Source organism: Desulfobacter postgatei 2ac9, assembly GCF_000233695.2.
In the GTDB taxonomy this organism is placed as follows: Bacteria; Desulfobacterota; Desulfobacteria; order Desulfobacterales; family Desulfobacteraceae; genus Desulfobacter; species Desulfobacter postgatei.
This window is the reverse complement of record NZ_CM001488.1, coordinates 2914665-2932644: the sequence shown is the minus strand read 5'-3', so window position 1 is coordinate 2932644 and position 17980 is coordinate 2914665. Positions and strand designations below refer to the sequence as shown.

Below are 17980 nucleotides of genomic sequence, written 5' to 3'. Positions count from 1 at the left end.
TCCAAAAATATTAAGGGGGGGGGTATAATTACCAAGAGTATCGAAGTGCAACGCCAGCGGTAAACCCTGGGTTTCGGGTTATGGAATAGAGACCGGGTGTTTTATATGTATTGTCAAACAAATTCTTTGCAAACAGGTCTACATCAAAGGGGAAGTAGTTTCTTATCCTCAAATTGACGTCCATCACCCAGGCCTGCCCGCATGACAGGGTTTCGTCCGCCACAGGGGAATAAATGCTCTGGCTGCTAAAATATCTGAGTTCAGGCACGAGGGAGAAATTCCGGTTGATATCCCAAACCGCTTTGACCGTTCCCATAATGTTCGGGCCGGTTTCATAGGCATAGCGCAACGCAAGGTAATGTTTAGATACATTATCCTCTCTATCAATGAAGTCGTAATCATTAAAATAATACGTTTCATCCGTTCCTGAATTGTTCAGCAATGTCAAATTTGCGCACAGTGTCAAATTTTGAAAAAATTGATGTTCCACTTCCAGCTCCAGGCCAGATATATCCTGACTATTTGGAGTTGGAATGCCAAACCCTTCAGTCCGCTCCTCAATAACAAAATTCTCTATTGCATTTCTAAACAAAGTGGCAGCCGCCCGTGTTCCCATATGTTTCCATGAGAGACCTAAATTCAAAGAGGTTATCTTTTCAAGACCTGAATTCAAAGTTATCTTTTCAAGCCCCGACTGAGACGCATCCTCCAGGTAAGACGCCGGTACTAACTGGCGACCAAAAGGCGTCCTGTAGCCGGTGCCGAAAATCCCTTTAAGTATGAACTTATCTATGTTCCAGGCAAACCCTGTAGTATAGCTGATTTTGTCCTCATAGGCTCTGTGGTTATCATAACGCGCTCCGGCCCAGATTTCCACAAAATCAAACTTATGACGGTATTGCCCAAAAACAGAAAACAGATCATTGGAAAAGTTAGTTTCTTCAATTCCGGGCAAAAGAACATTCGACTTTTTATCCTTGTCCTCTGGAAAAAACAATGGGAAAAAATCTCTCCACACAGGAATCCGGTTATATTGATCAGATTTCAGGGAAACTCCTGTGGTCAAAAGCGACTTGGAAAGAAAAAAAGACCTGTCATAAATCAATTCGGCAAATAGTGAAGATTCCTCGCGGTCAAGGGTGTTGTCTATAATGGTATAATCCAAAGACTTTCCGGACAGGTAGCCTGTAAAACGCACCCCGGAATCCTGGTCAATGGATTTTACAGCTTCAAGCTTTACCATATGCCGGGTAGATGCGGCCTGCTCTTCCCAAGTAAACTCATCATCCCAGTCAGACACCGTATATGCGTTAAGGTTGTCTGACAAGTGCAATGAAAGCGTCAGCCAGTTCTCATAGGTCATGCTCCCGTAAAAATTGACAAAATGGGAATCATCCGCATTTTTCCTCCCATACCGATCTTCAGGCGGGGTGGGCTTACCGCCGTCATTCCAGAAACGGACAATATTGGTTTCAGGACCGTCATCTTCTGCAAAACGGCCTGAAACAGAAGCAAACCCCGACCAACTGTCTTTGTTATATCCATAGTTCAGGTAGGCTTCCCCTGATTGATTGTCTGACGATAAGTTAAGGCCGGTTTGAACGCCATCAACATCCTTACCTGTAAGAGGAACAATATTGACTACCCCGGCAAACGCATCCGGTCCCCACAAAACGGAACTCCCCCCCCTGATCACTTCAATACGCTTGACGGCGGCAAGACTTGTTTCATAATCCATATAATTTTCGGATTTCAGCACACCGGACCCCATGGGCACTGTATCAAAAAGGGTCAGGGCGGAATTAGAAACACCTCTCAGGTAATAGGTGCTGGACCTTTCAGTTTGATTGATATGAAATCCGGGGGTTCCTTCAAGGGCCTGGGAAAGGGTAAATGCATTCTGAGATTCAAACTCCTGCCTTGTGATGACATCAACAATGGCCGGAGCGCTCCAGGCAGCCTCTTCTTTTCTGGAGGCAATGGAGAGCATCTCCAAATCCTCACCCACAAACATGAGCATGGTATCTGATGCCCATACCCGGGAAGCCCCCAAAGAGATCCAGGCAGAAAATAGAATGATTACGGCAATTTTAAGTTTACCTATCAACAGTCCACCTTTACTGGTCCGGTTCCATATTTTTCAGCAGCACCCTGAATTTGGAACGACTTATACCCAAAAGCTTTGCGGCATATGTCTGGTTGTTGCCGGATTTATCCAATGCCTGCTTTACCAGGCTCATCTGAACCTGCTGCAACGGGATGCCGCTGGACGGGAGCCTGATTACCGTATGCTGGGCCGGGCTGGCCGGCTGAGCAACCTGCAGAAAAGACAATGTCTGGGAGGTAATCTTTTGTGTATCCCTGGTCAATATCAGGCAGCGCTCAAGAACGTTGGCAAGCTCCCTGACGTTTCCCGGCCAGGGATACTCCATAAGCTTGGCACAGGCGTCTTCACTGAGTTGATGCTCTGCACCAAAGGAAAATGTAGTGATAATATGTTTAGCCAGCGGGACAATATCTTCTTTCCTGAGACGCAATGGCGGAATTTCAATGGGAAATACATTAATTCTGTAATATAAATCCTGGCGAAATTTTTTATTCATCACCATTTGGCCAAGGTTCTGATTGGTTGCACAGATTACCCTGACGTCGACGGGAATCTCTTCATTCCCCCCGACCCTTTGCAATTTCTTCTCCTGCAGGGCCCGTAAAAGCTTGCCCTGGGAGTCCAGGGGCATATCCCCTATTTCATCAAGGAACAGGGTACCGGAGTCAGAAAACTCAAATCTGCCCCGGGTCCTGGCAGCGGCGCCTGTAAAGGCGCCTTTCTCATAGCCGAACAGTTCCGACTCCACAAGGTTTGAAGAAATAGCTGCGCAGTTCACTGCCACAAATCTTTTATCACACCTGGTGCTTTTATTATGAATATAATTCGCAAGCACTTCTTTGCCTGTGCCGGACTCCCCTAAGATCAACACTGCAGTATCCACTGTGGCCACATTATCCGCTAAAGCCACCACGTCCTGCATCGCCTTTGATTTATAGATAAGATTCTTTGACTTCTCTGCCCCTGAAAGGGCCTGTTTCATTTCCTGATTCTCGGTTATCAGCCTGGACAGGTTTATTGCCTTTTCAACGGCCAGATAAATTTTTACTGAGTCAAAGGGCTTGGTTATATAATCGCATGCGCCTTGTTGCATCATTTCCACGGCTGATTCAACGGTTGCAAACGCTGTAATGAAAATTACGGGTGTTAAAATATTTTTCTCCCGCATTTTGCTGATAAGCTGTCTGCCGTCCATGACAGGCATTTTAATATCTGAAATGATCAAATCATAACTGTTATTCTCCAGCATTTCAAGCGCATTGGCACCATGGATCGCTTTATGGGTTTTAATACCCTTTCTTTCAAGCATCATTGAAAGAAGATGTCGCAATTTTTCTTCGTCATCAACTATTAATATCTGTGTCATAAACTTTTAACACCTCTGGTTCCCGAATATTTGAAAACAATGTTACACAAAAGCAGCAGCCTCCACTCTCTGGAGATTCTATGCTTATGTTTCCACCGTGGGCCTTTATTGCCTGATCCGCAAAAGCAAGGCCCAGACCTGTTCCGGTTGACTTGGTGGTAAAAAAGGGTTCAAAAATTTTAGTCTTTTTTTCCCGACTGATACCCGGCCCCTGATCTTGAATAAAAAGCTCCCATTTGTGTGGGGTTTTATCCATCTTATAATGTTCCACCACGCTTATAGTGACCAACCCTTTATGCTCATTGGCTTCACAGGCGTTTTTAATGATATTGCCTATCCCCCGCGCAAGCAGGTCAAAATCAGCCTGGGCCTCAAATTTTGATTCAGGAATTCTGCAATCGAGTTGGACTCCGGTCGTTGATGATTGGATATCAAACCCCATGGCGATCTGTTCCAGTAACTGGTTTAAATCTACCTTTTCAAACTGTGGTTTTGCAGGCTTTGAAAACATTAAAAAACTTTCAATCAAGTGGTTCAGACGAACAATCTCCTCCTCTGCATACCTTAAAAGCAAATCATCCTCCGGAATATTGAATTCAGATTTAATTAATTCAAGGGAAGACTTAATAATTCCCAAAGGATTTTTAACCTCATGGGCGATCATCATCGAAAACTTTCCGACTTCCACCAAAGCCTGTTGCCTGGTCAGTTTCTCGTATGTGCGTACAAGGGTTTTGCGGCCCTTGGCCAAAGAGTCAAGCATATTATTGAACGCCTGACTCAACCGGATAATTTCGGGAGTGGTGCCGGGAGCCGCCCGCACATCCCGGTTGCCCATTGACACCTTTCTGGCGGTATCTGCAAGTGAAACAATGGGAGCGACAAGGGATCTTGAAATAAAATGAAAAATCAGGCATGAAACAAGGATCAAAGCAAGGGCGCCGGCAAATACCTGCTTTTTCATTGTGTTTATAAGTTCAGTGATACCCTGAAGCGAATAAGTGATCTGCACTTCCCCTATGATTTCAGGCGCTTTATTTTTCTCCATTCCACCGATCCAGGTCAGGGATTCCTGGCTGTTTGATGAAAAAACACTTTTATTGATCTGTTCAAAGGGTCCGGATAAAATCCGGCGCCCCTCGGCAAGGGTGTTTTTGTTTTGGTCAAGAATTGCTACGGCCATGACATCGTCTTCCTCAAGTATATTTTCCACCAAGCCCTGAAGCAGATATTTTTCTCCAATCAACAGACCAAGTTCGCAGTTCAAAGCCAGGTACTGGGTCATAAAATCAATACGCTGGTGGAAGCGTTTGGTAACAAAATTACTGATCATAAATATCCCAATCCACCCTAAAATCAACGTGGTCAGTGTGATCAGTATCACTGCCGCAGAAAGAAGGCGTGCGTGGATGCTAATATTTTTAAACCCCAACATTATTTTTTAACGATGATTCCTAATTTTTTTGCCATTCTCTGATTAACAATGGTTTTAAATAGAGGAGGATCAGGCGTCCATTGGCCTGATTCCAGAAAAGATTTTATTTTTAATGCTGCCTGGCTGCCTAATGCTTTATAATCAAATTCAAAGGAAAAAACCGCACCGGACAGAGTAAAAAAAGAGTTATAACCAATTACGCCCATGCCCTGATAAATCCCCTGCTTGATCACATAGTGAACAATTTTTTCAGAAATAACCGTCTGATCCGGGATCATCCAAATGGCATCAATCTTACCTATATGCTCTTGAAGTTGTTGGGAAATCTGTGTTTTTGAGCCCACTTTTATCGGTGTGATTTCAAAAGAATGGTTTAGGGCGGCAGCCTCTGCCTGGTCATAGAAATCCTGGTTGAAGGTTGGATCGAACAAAACACCGATGGTACCAAGATTTTCAAAATGTCGACTGATCTCTTTGACCTGAATTTCAACCGGTATTTTTAAGGCAATGCCCATGGCATGTTCCGGCAAGCCGGTGCAATTTTCCGGATCAAGGATGGCTGTGTATATTTTGGGAGATTGAATACTTGTTATTGCCCAAATAAAAACAGCAGCCTCAGGTCCTATGGCTGCAATCAGTTTATAATCCGTCAATGCCAGTTGATGTAAAACATTGTCCTGAATTGATTTGGTTTCAGGGTCAAGAATAAAAAGATCAACATCCAGCTTAATCTCTTCAGATTTGGCCTGGATCCCATCTCCAACCTGGATATATGGTTTGATTTTTTTGGAAATAACAACGGCTATACGATCATTGCCGTTACTACTGCCATCAGCCAGGCAGGGGGGCTGAAACAGGCAAAGTCCCAAGCTCGTACAAAGCATTAAACCCAGACAAAACGCCCCCCTATATATGAAGAGGTCAAGACATTTCATAGTCTTGTCACGACATAACTTTATTATATCAACTCCTCCATCATATTTTTTAACTGAACCCGCCAATGGACAGGGATGATTTCGATCTTCTGCCATGTTTCGGTTTTATCAAGAACACTGAAAGAAGGTCTTTTAGCAGGCGTCGGATATTGTATTGAAGGAATTGATGAAATGGGGACAGGCTTTTCCAATATTCCAAATTCCAAGGCTATTTCCTGTATAGCTACTGAAAAATCATACCATGAAGCGACTCCGGCATCTGTCCAGTGCAGGGTGCCGCAGATATCTTTGCCCACGGCTTTCCAGATACACTGGGCCAGGCCGTTGGCCCAGGTTGGTGTTCCAATTTGATCGCCAACAACCTGCAATTCGTCTCGTTCTTTCATTAGCCGCAGCATGGTTTTAACAAAGTTATTTCCATGGGATGAATAGAGCCACGCTGTTCGAACAATCAGAAAATCTTCCTGCAAAATTTGTTTTATGGCGATTTCTCCATCCAATTTTGTTTTGCCGTAAACAGAATGAGGATTTGCAGGGCTGTCAGGAAGATAGGGAACAGAATGATTACCGTCAAATATAAAGTCTGTTGAAATATGAACCAATTTTTTATGGGTTTCACGCACAGTTCTGGCGATTTGGGCAACAGCCAAATGATTCAATTGGTTTGCCAAATTTTCTTCACTTTCAGCCTTATCAACCGCTGTATATGCAGCGGCATTGATAATCCAGTCCGAATTTGATTCTATGATGCTGTTCTTTATACTTTTCTCATTTCTAAAATCTACATCACAGTGATGAACCACATCCAAGTCAACGCCGGCAGGAGAGGTTCGTTGCAATTCCCATCCTAATTGACCGCCTGCGCCGAATAACAGAATTTTCATTCAAACACCTCGGCGTCTTTAAAGAGAGTCCCATTTTCATCTTTTGCAGATAATACCGGGGATGCGGTTACAGGCCATTTAATCCCAATTGTTTCATCAGACCAAAGCATACACCTTTCAAGCTCGTGGGCATAATAGTCCGTACACTTATAAATAAACTGGGCGCTATCGCTGAGAACATAGAAACCATGCGCAAATCCAGGTGGAACCCACAACATTTTTCTATTTTCTGCCGACAGGGTCACCCCCACCCATTGGCCAAAATAAAGAGAGGACTTACGAATGTCCACAACCACATCAAAGACCTCTCCTTCAATCACCCGGACAAGTTTTCCCTGGGGTCGCTTGATCTGATAGTGAAGTCCTCTTAAAATACCTTTTCCGGACATGCTATGATTATCCTGGACAAACCGGACATCCTGAACTTTTTCATTAAACTCATCCTCTCTGAAGGTTTCCATAAAAAAGCCGCGATGGTCTCCGAACACCTTGGGTTCGATTAATACCACATCAGGGATTTCGAGTTCAGTGTATTCCATCATGGTTTCCCTGCTTACAGATATCCATCAAATATTTTCCATAACCGTTTTTAAGCAATGGCTGGGCAATCCGTCTCAATTGTTCCTTATCGATCCACCCCATTCTAAAGGCGATCTCTTCCAGACAGGCGATCTTCAACCCTTGCCGTTCTTCAACAACTTTTATAAACGTTCCGGCATTAAGTAAAGAGTCATGGGTGCCGGTATCAAGCCAGGCTGTCCCCCTGGCAAACAACTCAACGTTTAATTGTCCCCGGGACAGATAAACATTGTTAACATCGGTAATTTCCAACTCCCCTCGTTTAGAGGGTTTGATTGATTTGGCGATTTCAATCACATCATTATCATAAAAATAGAGGCCCGTTACCGCATAATTTGATTTAGGGTGTTCCGGTTTTTCCTCAAGGCTGTTCACAATAAAATGCGTATCAAATCCGACCACACCATACCGTTGGGGATCTTTGACATAATAGCCAAATACTGTTGCCCCTCTGTCTGTTTCCGCAATTCTTTGCAAACGGTTGGATAAACCGTCAGCATAAAAAATATTGTCCCCCAAAATAAGCGTCACAGGGTCTTTGCCAATAAATTCTTCGCCAATAATAAATGCCTGAGCCAACCCGTCGGGATTGGGTTGGACTGCATATTCCAAACCGATTCCCCATTGGGACCCATTACCCAGCAGATGTTTAAAACTTTCAAGATCCTTCGGGGTTGTAATTACAAGAATGTGTGTAATACCGGAAAGCATCAGGGTTGACAAGGGGTAGTAGATCATGGGTTTGTCATACACCGGCATCAACTGTTTGCTGACTGAATAGGTCAGCGGATACAATCGGGTACCGGACCCGCCGGCCAGAATTATTCCCTTACGCAATGAAACCTCCTTGAAATTTTACATATCTCCGCGTCCCTATCCATTGAATACAACCATCAGTTGTGCACGACGTTGGAAGGTTTTCTTTGATGACTGCTTTTTGGCTTCAAACCGGTACTCCCCTGTTGAACCAATTTTAAAAATATCCGGCCTCAGGCCGTTTTTCACCATTTCATGAACAACGTTGGCAGCCCTTGATGCACCTAACTCCAGGTTGGATGGATATTTCCGGGTATGAATGGGATCCGGATCCGCATATCCGTTGACGTAAACCTTAACATCATAGGGTTTAAGGAACAGCGCCAGTTTCTTTAAAAAGGATTTATATTCCCTGGCCAGGGCAGCACTGCCGGAAGAAAAGAGGATCGGCAACGCATTGTTCATCTTCGCGCACCTGCCGTCAGCATCCACGACATCTACCCAGTCTTCAAGGCCGGCCTTTTTAACGGCCTGTTGAATGTCCGCAAGTTTTGCCCCCATATTGAATTTGCCAACGCTTTCTGCACGCTCCTCCATATCCGGTGTAGACGCAACCCTAATCTTTGTCTTCTCCTTTTCCCGGGCTTTTTTTAGGTCATAAATTTTCTGGTATTTTGCAACGGCACCGGCAAGATATTTTTTTTGCACCTCAAGCTGAGAAATTTTTTTCTCTTTCAATCCGACAGAATTATGAAGAAATTGCAGCACATGTCGCCCGGAATCAGATATACGGTTTACTTTAATAATAAGCCAGTCAAGGTCTTTTTGGGTATCATGGATTTGTTCATTTAAAGCGCCCATCTGGATTCGGCAGTCTCCAAGAATTCCCTCCAGTTCTATAATTGAATAGGTTTCCGGATCAAACTTAAATGTTTGATCCGCACCATTTGCACTATTGACATAATAACAGAGTATTACGCACAAAGGTATCATAACAAACACCTTCTTACCTGGGAATGTCGATGTCAAAGGTAAAATTCCCATGAGGCCCCCTGTTGATATTCTGTTGAATAAGCGCCTTGCGTCAGATATTGCATGCCTTTGATCTGCTTAACACCATCAGCCCTTATCCGATAGACCCATTGGCCACCAGATCATACCTTGTTTCGAAAAATTAATTCTCAATCTTAACCGGGCTGCGGTGATGCCATATTCTTTCTGGGTAATATCCATCACTTCCGTTCCTCTTAACCAAGATTGCGTATGTGTCTCGATAATATCCTGGTCAACCGCCCCCCGACCCGCTTTCATATAAGCCTGCACATAAACGCCACGTAATTTTTCAACCAGTTGCCGGTATCCATCCGCAATAGCCGCACGTTCCGCCATGAGTCTTGCTTCCCCTTTTGTCAGTGCATTTTCAGGCTCAAGCCCCTTGCCCACCACCTGAAACGTGACAATTTTCTCATTAACCGAACTTTGCACCGAAGAATCCAGAACGCCTCCCGGCCCTCCTCTGCTACACCCCCAAAAGGATAAAGCAATTAAACATGCCGACAACGCCAATAGTTTCTTCATAACACCATCTCTCCATTTTGGGGTTAACAGTTGCAAACTCAAATGCATCAGCCATTGATTCACATATTGTATTCATGCTAAAAAAGAATCGTCAGCTATGGCTTTAAACTTTAAAAACATTGATTTTCCTACGTTTACAATAAAACTAAAGCCGACAACCCACGGTTAAAACGGACAACCAAATGCAATTCTGTTTTAAAAATCATTCAAAATTCGTACCTCATTTCATAAAAACAAGAGAAGGGCTTCTCGCCGCAGGGGTTCTTTTGGTATTAATATTCTTAAAACCCTTGGCTGCCGGACATCTTGAGGGAATTGTCATTTATTATATCAGATTTGATCTTAAAAGTTCAAGCCAGCGGATCACTGACGGGAAATTAACAATGGTGCCGGCAGATCAGGATTTGAGGGCGGCAAATTTTTCCTATTTTCCGATATCCGGTATTATCCAGGCATTACCCCAGGAAGCGGCCCATATCATTGAGGTTAAAGCAAAGCAAAATGCATTTATTCAACTGTTAGAGCAAAAGGGATTAAAATCGGTAACAACCGTGAACTACGATACCATTATCAGTTATGAAGGCTGTGTCCAGGTGCCTGTTGCCCTGTTCATTTCGCCGTATGATGATAAAAATAAAGGATTTCCTTATACTGCCAGGGTTTTTTTCAGTCCATTAAGCTTTCCGGATCAGTGGGAGTCATTGCGCCGCCGGTTTAAAATAAAAGAACTTATTGAAAATTTTTTCCTTTTCTTCAAATAACCTTTTTTAACTACCATGAAAAATAAAATTCAATTGTACATTTACCTGACTATTTTAGGCCTTTTTCTGACCCTTTCCACATCTTTACATGCTTGGGCCCAAACATCAGGTATTATTTTGTCCGATGATCAGGGCAAAACAATTTATGCAAAAAATCCGGATAAACCGTTAATTCCTGCATCAACTTTAAAAATACTGACCAGCCTTGCGGCAATGAAAGCTTTAGGTCCGAATTTCCACTTCCAGACATGGGCATATTACGATAAAAAAACATTTGATCTTTACCTGAAAGGTTTTGGAGATCCTTTATTTATCTCCGAGGAAATAACCAAGTTTGCACATCAAGTATCAGACCATCTTTTCAAACAGGTATCCAACGGCCGCATCTCATCTGCGGCAGTCCGAAATATCATTGTGGATCAGACCTATTTTACACCCAAAATTACAATTCCCGGCGCCGGGTCCTCCACCAACCCCTATGACGCAACAAATGGATCAATGTGTGCCAATTTTAACACAATTTTCTTGAAATGGGACAACCGAAGCAGGCAATTTATTTCGGCTGAAAAGCAAACCCCATTCCCAGACATTCTGGCACAGCAGATTACGCCCGGATCAAAAAACACAGACAGAATTCTTCTCTCCTATGATCTTCGGCAAATTTATCCGGGCATACTGATGCATTATTTTTTAAATAAGTCAGGGGTAAAAATAACAGGCACCGTCCGGCAAGGCTTATTTCCAGAATCTGATAAAGAGCGCATTGTATACACATCCGCCTTTAGTCTAACAGACATTGTTAAAAAATTGCTGAAATTTTCAAACAACTTTATTGCCAATCAACTCATGCTGACCATGGGGGCACGCGCTTTCGGCCCGCCGGCAACCCTTGAAAAAGGACTCGATGTCCTGAATAAATTTGCAGAAGAAACCCTGGATTTAAAGGGTATTGCAATTGTTGAGGGTTCCGGCCTGTCCCGGCGAAACCACATGACGCCTGCCCAAATGAGGGATATGCTTATTGCATTTATGCCCTGGTATGAACTATTAAGAAGGGATGGAAATGAATTTTATAAAACCGGTACGTTGTCGGATGTCAGAAGCCGTGCAGGCTTTATCCGTGGAAAAGATAACCGGCTATACCCCTTTGTGATCATGCTGAATCAAACCAGCAAAGGATATGAGGCCATCAGGCGTATGCTTCACGAAAAGGTGTCAAAGGCCTGTGAATGATTTAATCCCTTGAATGCTCTATGGATGCATAGGCGCTGTGATTATGAATGGATTCAAAGTTCTCTGCGCTCACGGAAAACCAGGTGATGTTGGAATCCGCAATAAGCGCCTTGGCCACGTCCCTTACAATGTCTTCTACAAATTTTGGATTATCGTAGGCTTTTTCGGTGACATATTTTTCATCTGCACGTTTCAGCACGGAATAAATATCGGAGGATGCCGCCCGTTCAACCAGATTTACAATATCTTCAATCCAGATAAATTTATGAAACCGGGCAGCAACAAGTACCTCTCCTCTCTGGTTGTGGGCGCCATATTCTGAAATTTCCTTGGAACAGGGGCATACCGAGGTGACCGGAACCGCCACTTTTAACACGATGTCTGCTTTTTTCCGACCATTGGAAGAGCCGATGATCGTACAATTATAGTCCATCAACCCCTTGGATTGGGTGCAAGGCGATGTTTTTTCGATAAAATAGGGAAAAAATATTTCAATATGTGCAGACTTTGCCCCAAGCGAGGCTTTCATATCTTCCAGAATACTGGTCAGAGTCTCAAGAGACACCAGTGTCTTAACAACTGTATGCAGCAACTCCACAAAGCGGCTCATATGGGTGCCTTTACACTGATGGGGTAAATCCACATACATATTGATTTCAGCAACTGTGGACTGGGAGCCGTTGAGTTTATCCCGGACAACCACCGGGTATTTGAGCCCCTTAATACCGACTTTATCAATGGGAATATTCCGAAAATCCGGCTGGTTTTGTATATCTTTCATCATGGCATTTCCAAAAGATAACCAGCGGAGATATTACCCATTGCCCTGAATATATTTCCTTTTATATGTTTATTCTGCCGGTACATCGTTTCAAGCATATCTGCCACATCCTGCCTTTTCGTGTGACCGGCACTTGGGCATGTGTTAACAAATTCCGGCAGATTATAAACTTTTGCGAAACTGTTTATCTCATGCTTCTCAATATAGGACAAAGGCCTGATAATATTAAAGTGTCCACCAAAAAATGACTGATTAGGCTTCATTGTTCCTATTTTCCCCGCGTAAAAAATATTAATAAACAATGTCTCAATCAAATCGTCTTTGTTGTGCCCTATGGCAAGCTTTTTACAGTCATGCTCCCGGGCGAGTTCAAACAGTCGTTTACGCCGAAGCCTACTTCATAAAAAGCAGGGATTTTCCTTATTTTTATCAGAATGGGCAACTTGTCCGTAATCTGTGTTTTCCACCACCAGACCCTGATGAAAATCCTTATATCTTTCATTGATATAAGAATCCAGTTTTTTAGCAAATGAATTGTCAAATCCCGGATCTATATAAACAGGAATAAGTTCAAATGCTACAGGGGCTTTTATTTTTAGAGAAACAAGAAGGTGGAAAAGGGTCAGACTGTCTTTTCCGCCGGATATACCCACCAGTATCCGGTCGTTATTTTCGATCATTCGCCAATCATGAATCGCTTTGCCAAGCAGATGCATCAGACGTTTTGTCAGCCCTTTACCCAAATCTGACTATTCGTCGTCAGGCTCGGGATCTTTTTTAACAACAATCCGGTTAGCGGCAATTTCACGCAGGACAGTTACAACATCCTCGTTCTTATAAGGTGGTACAAGGAAATCAGCCCCTTCCCTAACCTGGCGGACCCGTTTGGCTGCCAGATGTACAAGCGTGAACCGATTATCCACATTTTTCAAACAATCTTCAATAGTTACACGTGCCACAACACTTTCCTTTCTATAATTGTAGGGCCATCTCACTGAAATCTTAGGGGCTTGGAAAAATCAGATTAAGAAACAACAAATCAATCAAAGGATATCAACAACCTCATAAACCCGTTTTCCGCCCGGCGCCTGGACAATGGCCTCCTCGCCCATTACTTTCCCAATCAGAGCAGACCCAAGGGGAGAGTTGACGGAAATTTTGCCTTTTTTAATATCAGCCTCATCCTCACCGACGATCATGTATTCCTGTTCTTCTTCAGTATCCAGATTTTCCACAAGGACACGGCTGGCAAACCGAACCACGTCCTTGGTCACAGTGGCAGGATCAATGACTTTGGCATTTCCAATCTTATAGGAAAGCTCACCTATCCTGCCTTCAATAAAAGACTGGCGTTCCTTTGCAGCATGGTATTCAGCATTCTCAGACAAATCGCCATGAGCCCTGGCCACTTCAATGGCTTTAATTATCTCAGGACGATCCACAGTTTTTAATTTTTCCAGTTCTTTTTTCAAGGCCGCAAAACCTTGTTTCGTTACAGGTATCTGGTCCAAAATTTAAAATTTACTCCATAGTTATTTAATTACGGCGCGGTTGGCGCCTTGTCATTTTTTAATCAGCACATTCGGCCGATAACACTGCTTCCGGCACTTGTTTTGTCCCCGGGGCTAACAAGTATTTCAAAATCCATGGGCAGATAAAGATCCAGACGGGATCCAAACTGAATCATACCATAGCGGTCGCCTTTGTTAACATGCTCATTGGTTTTTACGCAGTTGACAATACGCCGAGCAATGAACCCTGCGATCTGCACACACACATAACGGCGCCCATCCTCCGTTCTTATTACCAGGGCATTGCGTTCATTGTGGACACTTGCTTTATCAAAAGATGCGTTTACAAATTTACCCGGATTATACTGGACCTTTTCAATTATACCGCTGAAAGGGATTCGGTTGACATGAACATTGAATACATTCATGAAAATACTGACCTTCCGGCAGGGTTCATCCATGTATTCACACCGATCAATGCGCTCGACAAGAATCACCTTCCCGTCTGCCGGAGAGACCAGAAGATCGGAGCCTTCCGGGACCATACGCTCAGGGTCTCTGAAAAACCAAGTAATAAACAACGTGAGCAGCAGCGCAAAGCCCCCGGTCTTCAGGCATCCAAAATAAAAAAACATCCCCGTAACAAGGATGGCTGCAACAACGTATTTGACGCCCGGCATGGCAATGGGAAGCACTGCCTTCGCCGGCCATTTAGAATTATCCATACCCTCTACCTAATCGTGCACATCCATAAATCGCCAGAACTTAATATTTATATCAAGCATGCCAATATATTGTCAAGCACCTGTTTTCCCTTCGAAATGAATCTGCGCATCGGACTTTCTAAGATAAACCGGGTTAAGGGGGTGATTCTCAAAATCAAACACACCTTTATCAGACATCGCAGAAATAACCAGTGCACAGGCACTGACCCCGTCCATGGATGGGTAAGAGAACACAGCCTTGTCATGTGTTCTGCTGCAAATTTTTTCCCGGTATACCTTTGACCCTGACCCGACAAAAAGCGCATCGAAACCTGCCCGGTCAATAGCGGTCTCCGGCGAACACACCATCTCCGGACCTTTTTGAATAAGCTTGCCATCGTGGAAATGATATACGGCAGAATACACTTCTCTGCGTTTGGCATCCATCATCACACATACAGGCTTTTGTGAATGACAGAATCTGAAGGCAATCCCATCAAGACTGGAAACCCCTGCACAGGGTTTTGATACAGCCATAGACAGGCCCTTAATCATGCTGATGCCGATGCGAAGCCCGGTAAAACTGCCGGGCCCCCTGGCTGCAATAAATCCGTCTATTCGATCAACACGCATCCCGTCCCTGATTTCAACGGCCTGCACAACCATGGGCAAAAGCGCTTTTGAATGGCTCTTCCGGCTGAACAGGCTGGACTCAAAAACAAGGTTATTATCTTCAAACAAGGCCATGCTTGCGCCCTGCTCAGCCGTACTCAGGGCAAAAAGATACATTATTCCGCTTCCAGAGCGAAATCCAGAACCTCTCTGACATCCTTCACACAGATGAATGTCAACTTGGATTTCACGGATTTTGGGATATCATGAAGATCTTTCTTGTTTTTCTCCGGAATGATCACTGTATTAATACCGGCCCTTAATGCCCCTAATGCCTTCTCTTTAAGGCCGCCTATGGGCAGCACCCTTCCCCGCAAAGAGATTTCACCGGTCATCCCCACCTTGTTGTTCACCTTTTTGCCGGTAAAAGCCGACACCAGGGCTGTAGCTATGGCAATACCGGCCGAGGGACCATCCTTGGGAATGGCACCGGCGGGTACGTGAATATGAATATCGTTGGAATCAAAGGCCTCCTTGTCGATACCTAAGGCTTCCTGATTGGCCTTGGTGTAGGTCAATGCAGCCCTTGCAGATTCCTGCATAACCTCACCAATCTGTCCTGTGAGCTGCAATTCGCCTTTGCCCGGAAATAGAGACGTTTCAATATACAGATGCTCCCCCCCCACTTCAGTCCAGGCAAGCCCCGTGGCCAGACCAACCTGACTTTCCTCCTGATCCATTTCGTTAATATATTGAGGCGGACCAAGGTACTGGGTTAAATTCTGACAAGTAACGGCAAACCGCCCTTTTTGCCCTTCCGCAATCTTACGGGCAATTTTTCGGCACACCGAGTCCAGTTTGCGCTCAAGTTCCCGAAGACCTGCTTCCAGGGTGTATTCTGAAACAATGGACTCCATGGCATTGGGACTGAATTGAATGTTACGTCGGGTCAAACCGTTATCTTTGAGCTTTCTTGGTAAAAGATGCTGTTTTGCAATCACCACCTTTTCCTGGCGGGTATATCCGGAAATATGGATCAACTCCATCCTGTCAAGCAAGGCAGAGGGAATGGTGTCGGCCATATTTGCCGTGAGAACAAACAACACATCCGACAGATCAAAGGGCATATTGAGGTAATGATCGGAGAATTCGAAGTTCTGCTCAGGATCCAATACCTCCAGAAGCGCAGATGAAGGATCTCCTCTGAAATCATTGCCCAGTTTGTCAATTTCATCCAACATAAAAACCGGATTTTTAGTACCGCATTGACGAAGCCCCTGTAAAATCCTTCCAGGCATGGCACCAATGTATGTCCTGCGGTGCCCCCTGATCTCGGCCTCATCACGGATACCCCCCAAAGAGAGCCGATGGAACTTACGCTTCATAGCTTTGGCAATGGCACGGCCAAGAGATGTTTTGCCCACACCTGGAGGACCCACAAAGCAAATAATCTGCCCTTTTTTCTTTGGATTGAGCTTACGCACGCTTAAATACTCAAGAATTCGTTCTTTGGCCTTGTCCAGTCCATAATGATTCTGCTCTAAAACCTCCTCGGCCTTTTTTATGTCTAAGAAGTCCTTAGTGGTTTTGCTCCATGGCAACTCGACAATACAATCCAGATAGGTTCTGATCACAGAAGCTTCAGAAGAATCAAAATGCATCTGCTCCAGGCGGGTCAATTGTTTCAGTGCCTCTTTTTCACACTCTTCGGGCAGCTTGCACTTTTTTATCTTTTCTTTGAAGTCAACAATTTCGGCAAGCTTATCATCGCTTTCCCCAAGCTCTCTGTGGATAGCCTTGACCTGCTCACGGAGGTAATAATCCCTTTGATTTTTTGAAATTTCATCTTTGACATGGGTTTGGATTTTAGCCTGAACCGTTGACAAATCAAGCTCCCGGGCTAAAAGATCATTGACCCGGGTTAAACGTGCAACCGTATCCGTAGTCTCCAAAATGGCCTGACCATCCTCCACCTTAAGATTAAGATTAGAGGCCACCAAATCCGCAAGTTTACCAGGGGAGTCAATATGGGATAAAAGATCGCCCACGTCACCTGAAAACTCGCCCTTAAGTGCTAAAAGTTTTTCACTGTTCTCCTTTACGTTACGCATCAGAGCTTCAATTTCTATATCAAGAGAGTCAGGTTCGACATCAGAAATTATCTCCACCCTGACCTTAAAAAAAGAACGTTTTTGAACAAATTCAACAAGTCTTGCTTTGGAAATACCCTGAACCAGTGCCTTGATCCTGCCGTCAGGCATTTTAATCATCTTCTGGACCCGGGCAATGGTCCCGATATCATAGACATCTGAAGGCCCAGGCTTTTCCATTTCTGAATCTTTTTGGACCGATAAAAAAACATACCGATCAAATTCCACAGACTCTTCAATGGCCTTAATGGACTTTTCCCGTCCTACAAACAAGGGAAGCAGCATGTCTGTAAAGACCACGACATCCCTGACCGGCATCATGGGAATCACTTTTGGAATGTCTTCGATATTACCTTCTTTTTCAATTATTTCAATCAGATCATCTATATCTGCTTCTGCCATTTATGCTCCTTGATTACATAACGGCCATGGGCCGTGACTACATTCTTCTACCAGGTACCCCGCCGGCACATGGTGAAAGAGTATCAGACCCTTTCATAAAAAAACAGGACCATACCGAAATCCACCAGACCTTCTGTTGATTTCTGGATTGGCCCTCACATACGGGCTTGGTACACCTTGCACTTT

General features: G+C 44.2%; 17 protein-coding genes and 1 pseudogene. 2 read left to right on the top strand and 16 right to left on the bottom strand.

Annotated features, from left to right (window positions below; all coding sequences use genetic code 11):
* Positions 1-28 precede the first annotated feature (28 nt).
* The 9 genes from DESPODRAFT_RS13480 to DESPODRAFT_RS13440 form a co-directional block, all read right to left on the bottom strand.
* A complete protein-coding gene (locus tag DESPODRAFT_RS13480) occupies positions 29-2107 on the bottom strand; it encodes a TonB-dependent receptor plug domain-containing protein (protein WP_004074166.1) in 2079 nt (692 codons plus the stop codon).
* Positions 2108-2117: 10 nt separating this feature from the next.
* Positions 2118-3473 carry a sigma-54-dependent transcriptional regulator gene (locus tag DESPODRAFT_RS13475; RefSeq protein ID WP_004074164.1) on the bottom strand — a complete coding sequence of 452 codons (1356 nt, stop codon included), beginning with the start codon at positions 3471-3473 and terminating at the stop codon, positions 2118-2120.
* Entirely contained in the window at positions 3451-4806 is a 1356-nt protein-coding gene (locus DESPODRAFT_RS13470) for a sensor histidine kinase (protein WP_157488486.1), read from the bottom strand. The genes DESPODRAFT_RS13475 and DESPODRAFT_RS13470 overlap by 23 nt, the downstream gene beginning before the upstream one ends.
* Before the next feature lie 101 nt (positions 4807-4907).
* Positions 4908-5792 (bottom strand): ABC transporter substrate-binding protein, encoded by an 885-nt coding sequence (locus tag DESPODRAFT_RS13465; RefSeq protein ID WP_245531920.1) that lies wholly within the window; start codon positions 5790-5792, stop codon positions 4908-4910.
* 74 nt (positions 5793-5866) lie between these two features.
* Complete coding sequence (gene rfbD, locus DESPODRAFT_RS13460) at positions 5867-6727, bottom strand: dTDP-4-dehydrorhamnose reductase (RefSeq protein ID WP_004074157.1); 861 nt, start codon at positions 6725-6727, stop codon at positions 5867-5869.
* Complete coding sequence (rfbC, locus tag DESPODRAFT_RS13455; protein WP_040015985.1) at positions 6724-7266, bottom strand: dTDP-4-dehydrorhamnose 3,5-epimerase; 543 nt, start codon at positions 7264-7266, stop codon at positions 6724-6726. Before rfbC ends, rfbD begins: the two co-directional genes overlap by 4 nt.
* The gene (rfbA, locus tag DESPODRAFT_RS13450; RefSeq protein WP_004074154.1) at positions 7253-8143 is read right to left on the bottom strand and encodes a glucose-1-phosphate thymidylyltransferase RfbA; all 891 of its coding nucleotides are present in this window, start codon (positions 8141-8143) and stop codon (positions 7253-7255) included. The genes rfbC and rfbA overlap by 14 nt, the downstream gene beginning before the upstream one ends.
* Positions 8144-8179: 36 nt before the next feature.
* The gene (locus tag DESPODRAFT_RS13445; protein WP_245531919.1) at positions 8180-9055 is read right to left on the bottom strand and encodes an OmpA/MotB family protein; all 876 of its coding nucleotides are present in this window, start codon (positions 9053-9055) and stop codon (positions 8180-8182) included.
* Positions 9056-9181: 126 nt separating this feature from the next.
* Positions 9182-9703 (bottom strand): LPP20 family lipoprotein, encoded by a 522-nt coding sequence (locus DESPODRAFT_RS13440; RefSeq protein WP_157488484.1) that lies wholly within the window; start codon positions 9701-9703, stop codon positions 9182-9184.
* A 203-nt stretch (positions 9704-9906) separates the two neighbouring features.
* Between DESPODRAFT_RS13440 and DESPODRAFT_RS13435 the strand changes: the two genes are divergently transcribed.
* Positions 9907-10401 carry a hypothetical protein gene (locus DESPODRAFT_RS13435; protein WP_245531918.1) on the top strand — a complete coding sequence of 165 codons (495 nt, stop codon included), beginning with the start codon at positions 9907-9909 and terminating at the stop codon, positions 10399-10401.
* A 15-nt stretch (positions 10402-10416) separates the two neighbouring features.
* Entirely contained in the window at positions 10417-11634 is a 1218-nt protein-coding gene (locus DESPODRAFT_RS13430; protein WP_004074150.1) for a D-alanyl-D-alanine carboxypeptidase/D-alanyl-D-alanine-endopeptidase, read from the top strand.
* 1 nt (position 11635) lies between these two features.
* Here the strand turns inward: DESPODRAFT_RS13430 and folE2 are convergent, their stop codons facing one another.
* The 7 genes and pseudogenes from folE2 to lon form a co-directional block, all read right to left on the bottom strand.
* Positions 11636-12418 carry a GTP cyclohydrolase FolE2 gene (gene folE2 / locus DESPODRAFT_RS13425; RefSeq protein ID WP_004074149.1) on the bottom strand — a complete coding sequence of 261 codons (783 nt, stop codon included), beginning with the start codon at positions 12416-12418 and terminating at the stop codon, positions 11636-11638.
* A pseudogene (locus tag DESPODRAFT_RS22040) lies at positions 12415-13095 on the bottom strand (PP-loop family protein). The gene folE2 and the pseudogene DESPODRAFT_RS22040 overlap by 4 nt, the downstream one beginning before the upstream one ends.
* A 69-nt stretch (positions 13096-13164) precedes the next feature.
* The gene (gene rpoZ, locus DESPODRAFT_RS13415) at positions 13165-13374 is read right to left on the bottom strand and encodes a DNA-directed RNA polymerase subunit omega (protein ID WP_004074140.1); all 210 of its coding nucleotides are present in this window, start codon (positions 13372-13374) and stop codon (positions 13165-13167) included.
* Between the two features lie 84 nt (positions 13375-13458).
* Positions 13459-13926 (bottom strand): transcription elongation factor GreA, encoded by a 468-nt coding sequence (gene greA / locus DESPODRAFT_RS13410; RefSeq protein ID WP_004074139.1) that lies wholly within the window; start codon positions 13924-13926, stop codon positions 13459-13461.
* 62 nt (positions 13927-13988) lie between these two features.
* Entirely contained in the window at positions 13989-14651 is a 663-nt protein-coding gene (locus DESPODRAFT_RS13405; protein WP_004074136.1) for a phosphatidylserine decarboxylase family protein, read from the bottom strand.
* 72 nt (positions 14652-14723) lie between these two features.
* Positions 14724-15419 (bottom strand): tRNA (adenosine(37)-N6)-threonylcarbamoyltransferase complex dimerization subunit type 1 TsaB, encoded by a 696-nt coding sequence (tsaB, locus tag DESPODRAFT_RS13400; RefSeq protein WP_004074134.1) that lies wholly within the window; start codon positions 15417-15419, stop codon positions 14724-14726.
* Positions 15419-17794, bottom strand: a complete 2376-nt coding sequence (lon, locus tag DESPODRAFT_RS13395) for an endopeptidase La (protein WP_004074132.1) — start codon at positions 17792-17794, stop codon at positions 15419-15421. Before lon ends, tsaB begins: the two co-directional genes overlap by 1 nt.
* Positions 17795-17980 lie beyond the last annotated feature (186 nt).

What these genes read in the sequence shown, in the direction of transcription:
- DESPODRAFT_RS13475 (WP_004074164.1), bottom strand. Translation starts at nt 3,473, where the DNA reads ATGACACAGATATTAATAGTTGATGACGAAGAAAAATTGCGACATCTT.
- DESPODRAFT_RS13470 (WP_157488486.1), bottom strand. Translation starts at nt 4,806, where the DNA reads ATGATCAGTAATTTTGTTACCAAACGCTTCCACCAGCGTATTGATTTT.
- DESPODRAFT_RS13465 (WP_245531920.1), bottom strand. Translation starts at nt 5,792, where the DNA reads ATGCTTTGTACGAGCTTGGGACTTTGCCTGTTTCAGCCCCCCTGCCTG.
- rfbD (WP_004074157.1), bottom strand. Translation starts at nt 6,727, where the DNA reads ATGAAAATTCTGTTATTCGGCGCAGGCGGTCAATTAGGATGGGAATTG.
- rfbC (WP_040015985.1), bottom strand. Translation starts at nt 7,266, where the DNA reads ATGGAATACACTGAACTCGAAATCCCTGATGTGGTATTAATCGAACCC.
- DESPODRAFT_RS13445 (WP_245531919.1), bottom strand. Translation starts at nt 9,055, where the DNA reads ATGATACCTTTGTGCGTAATACTCTGTTATTATGTCAATAGTGCAAAT.
- DESPODRAFT_RS13430 (WP_004074150.1), top strand. Translation starts at nt 10,417, where the DNA reads ATGAAAAATAAAATTCAATTGTACATTTACCTGACTATTTTAGGCCTT.
- folE2 (WP_004074149.1), bottom strand. Translation starts at nt 12,418, where the DNA reads ATGATGAAAGATATACAAAACCAGCCGGATTTTCGGAATATTCCCATT.
- DESPODRAFT_RS13405 (WP_004074136.1), bottom strand. Translation starts at nt 14,651, where the DNA reads ATGGATAATTCTAAATGGCCGGCGAAGGCAGTGCTTCCCATTGCCATG.
- tsaB (WP_004074134.1), bottom strand. Translation starts at nt 15,419, where the DNA reads ATGTATCTTTTTGCCCTGAGTACGGCTGAGCAGGGCGCAAGCATGGCC.
- lon (WP_004074132.1), bottom strand. Translation starts at nt 17,794, where the DNA reads ATGGCAGAAGCAGATATAGATGATCTGATTGAAATAATTGAAAAAGAA.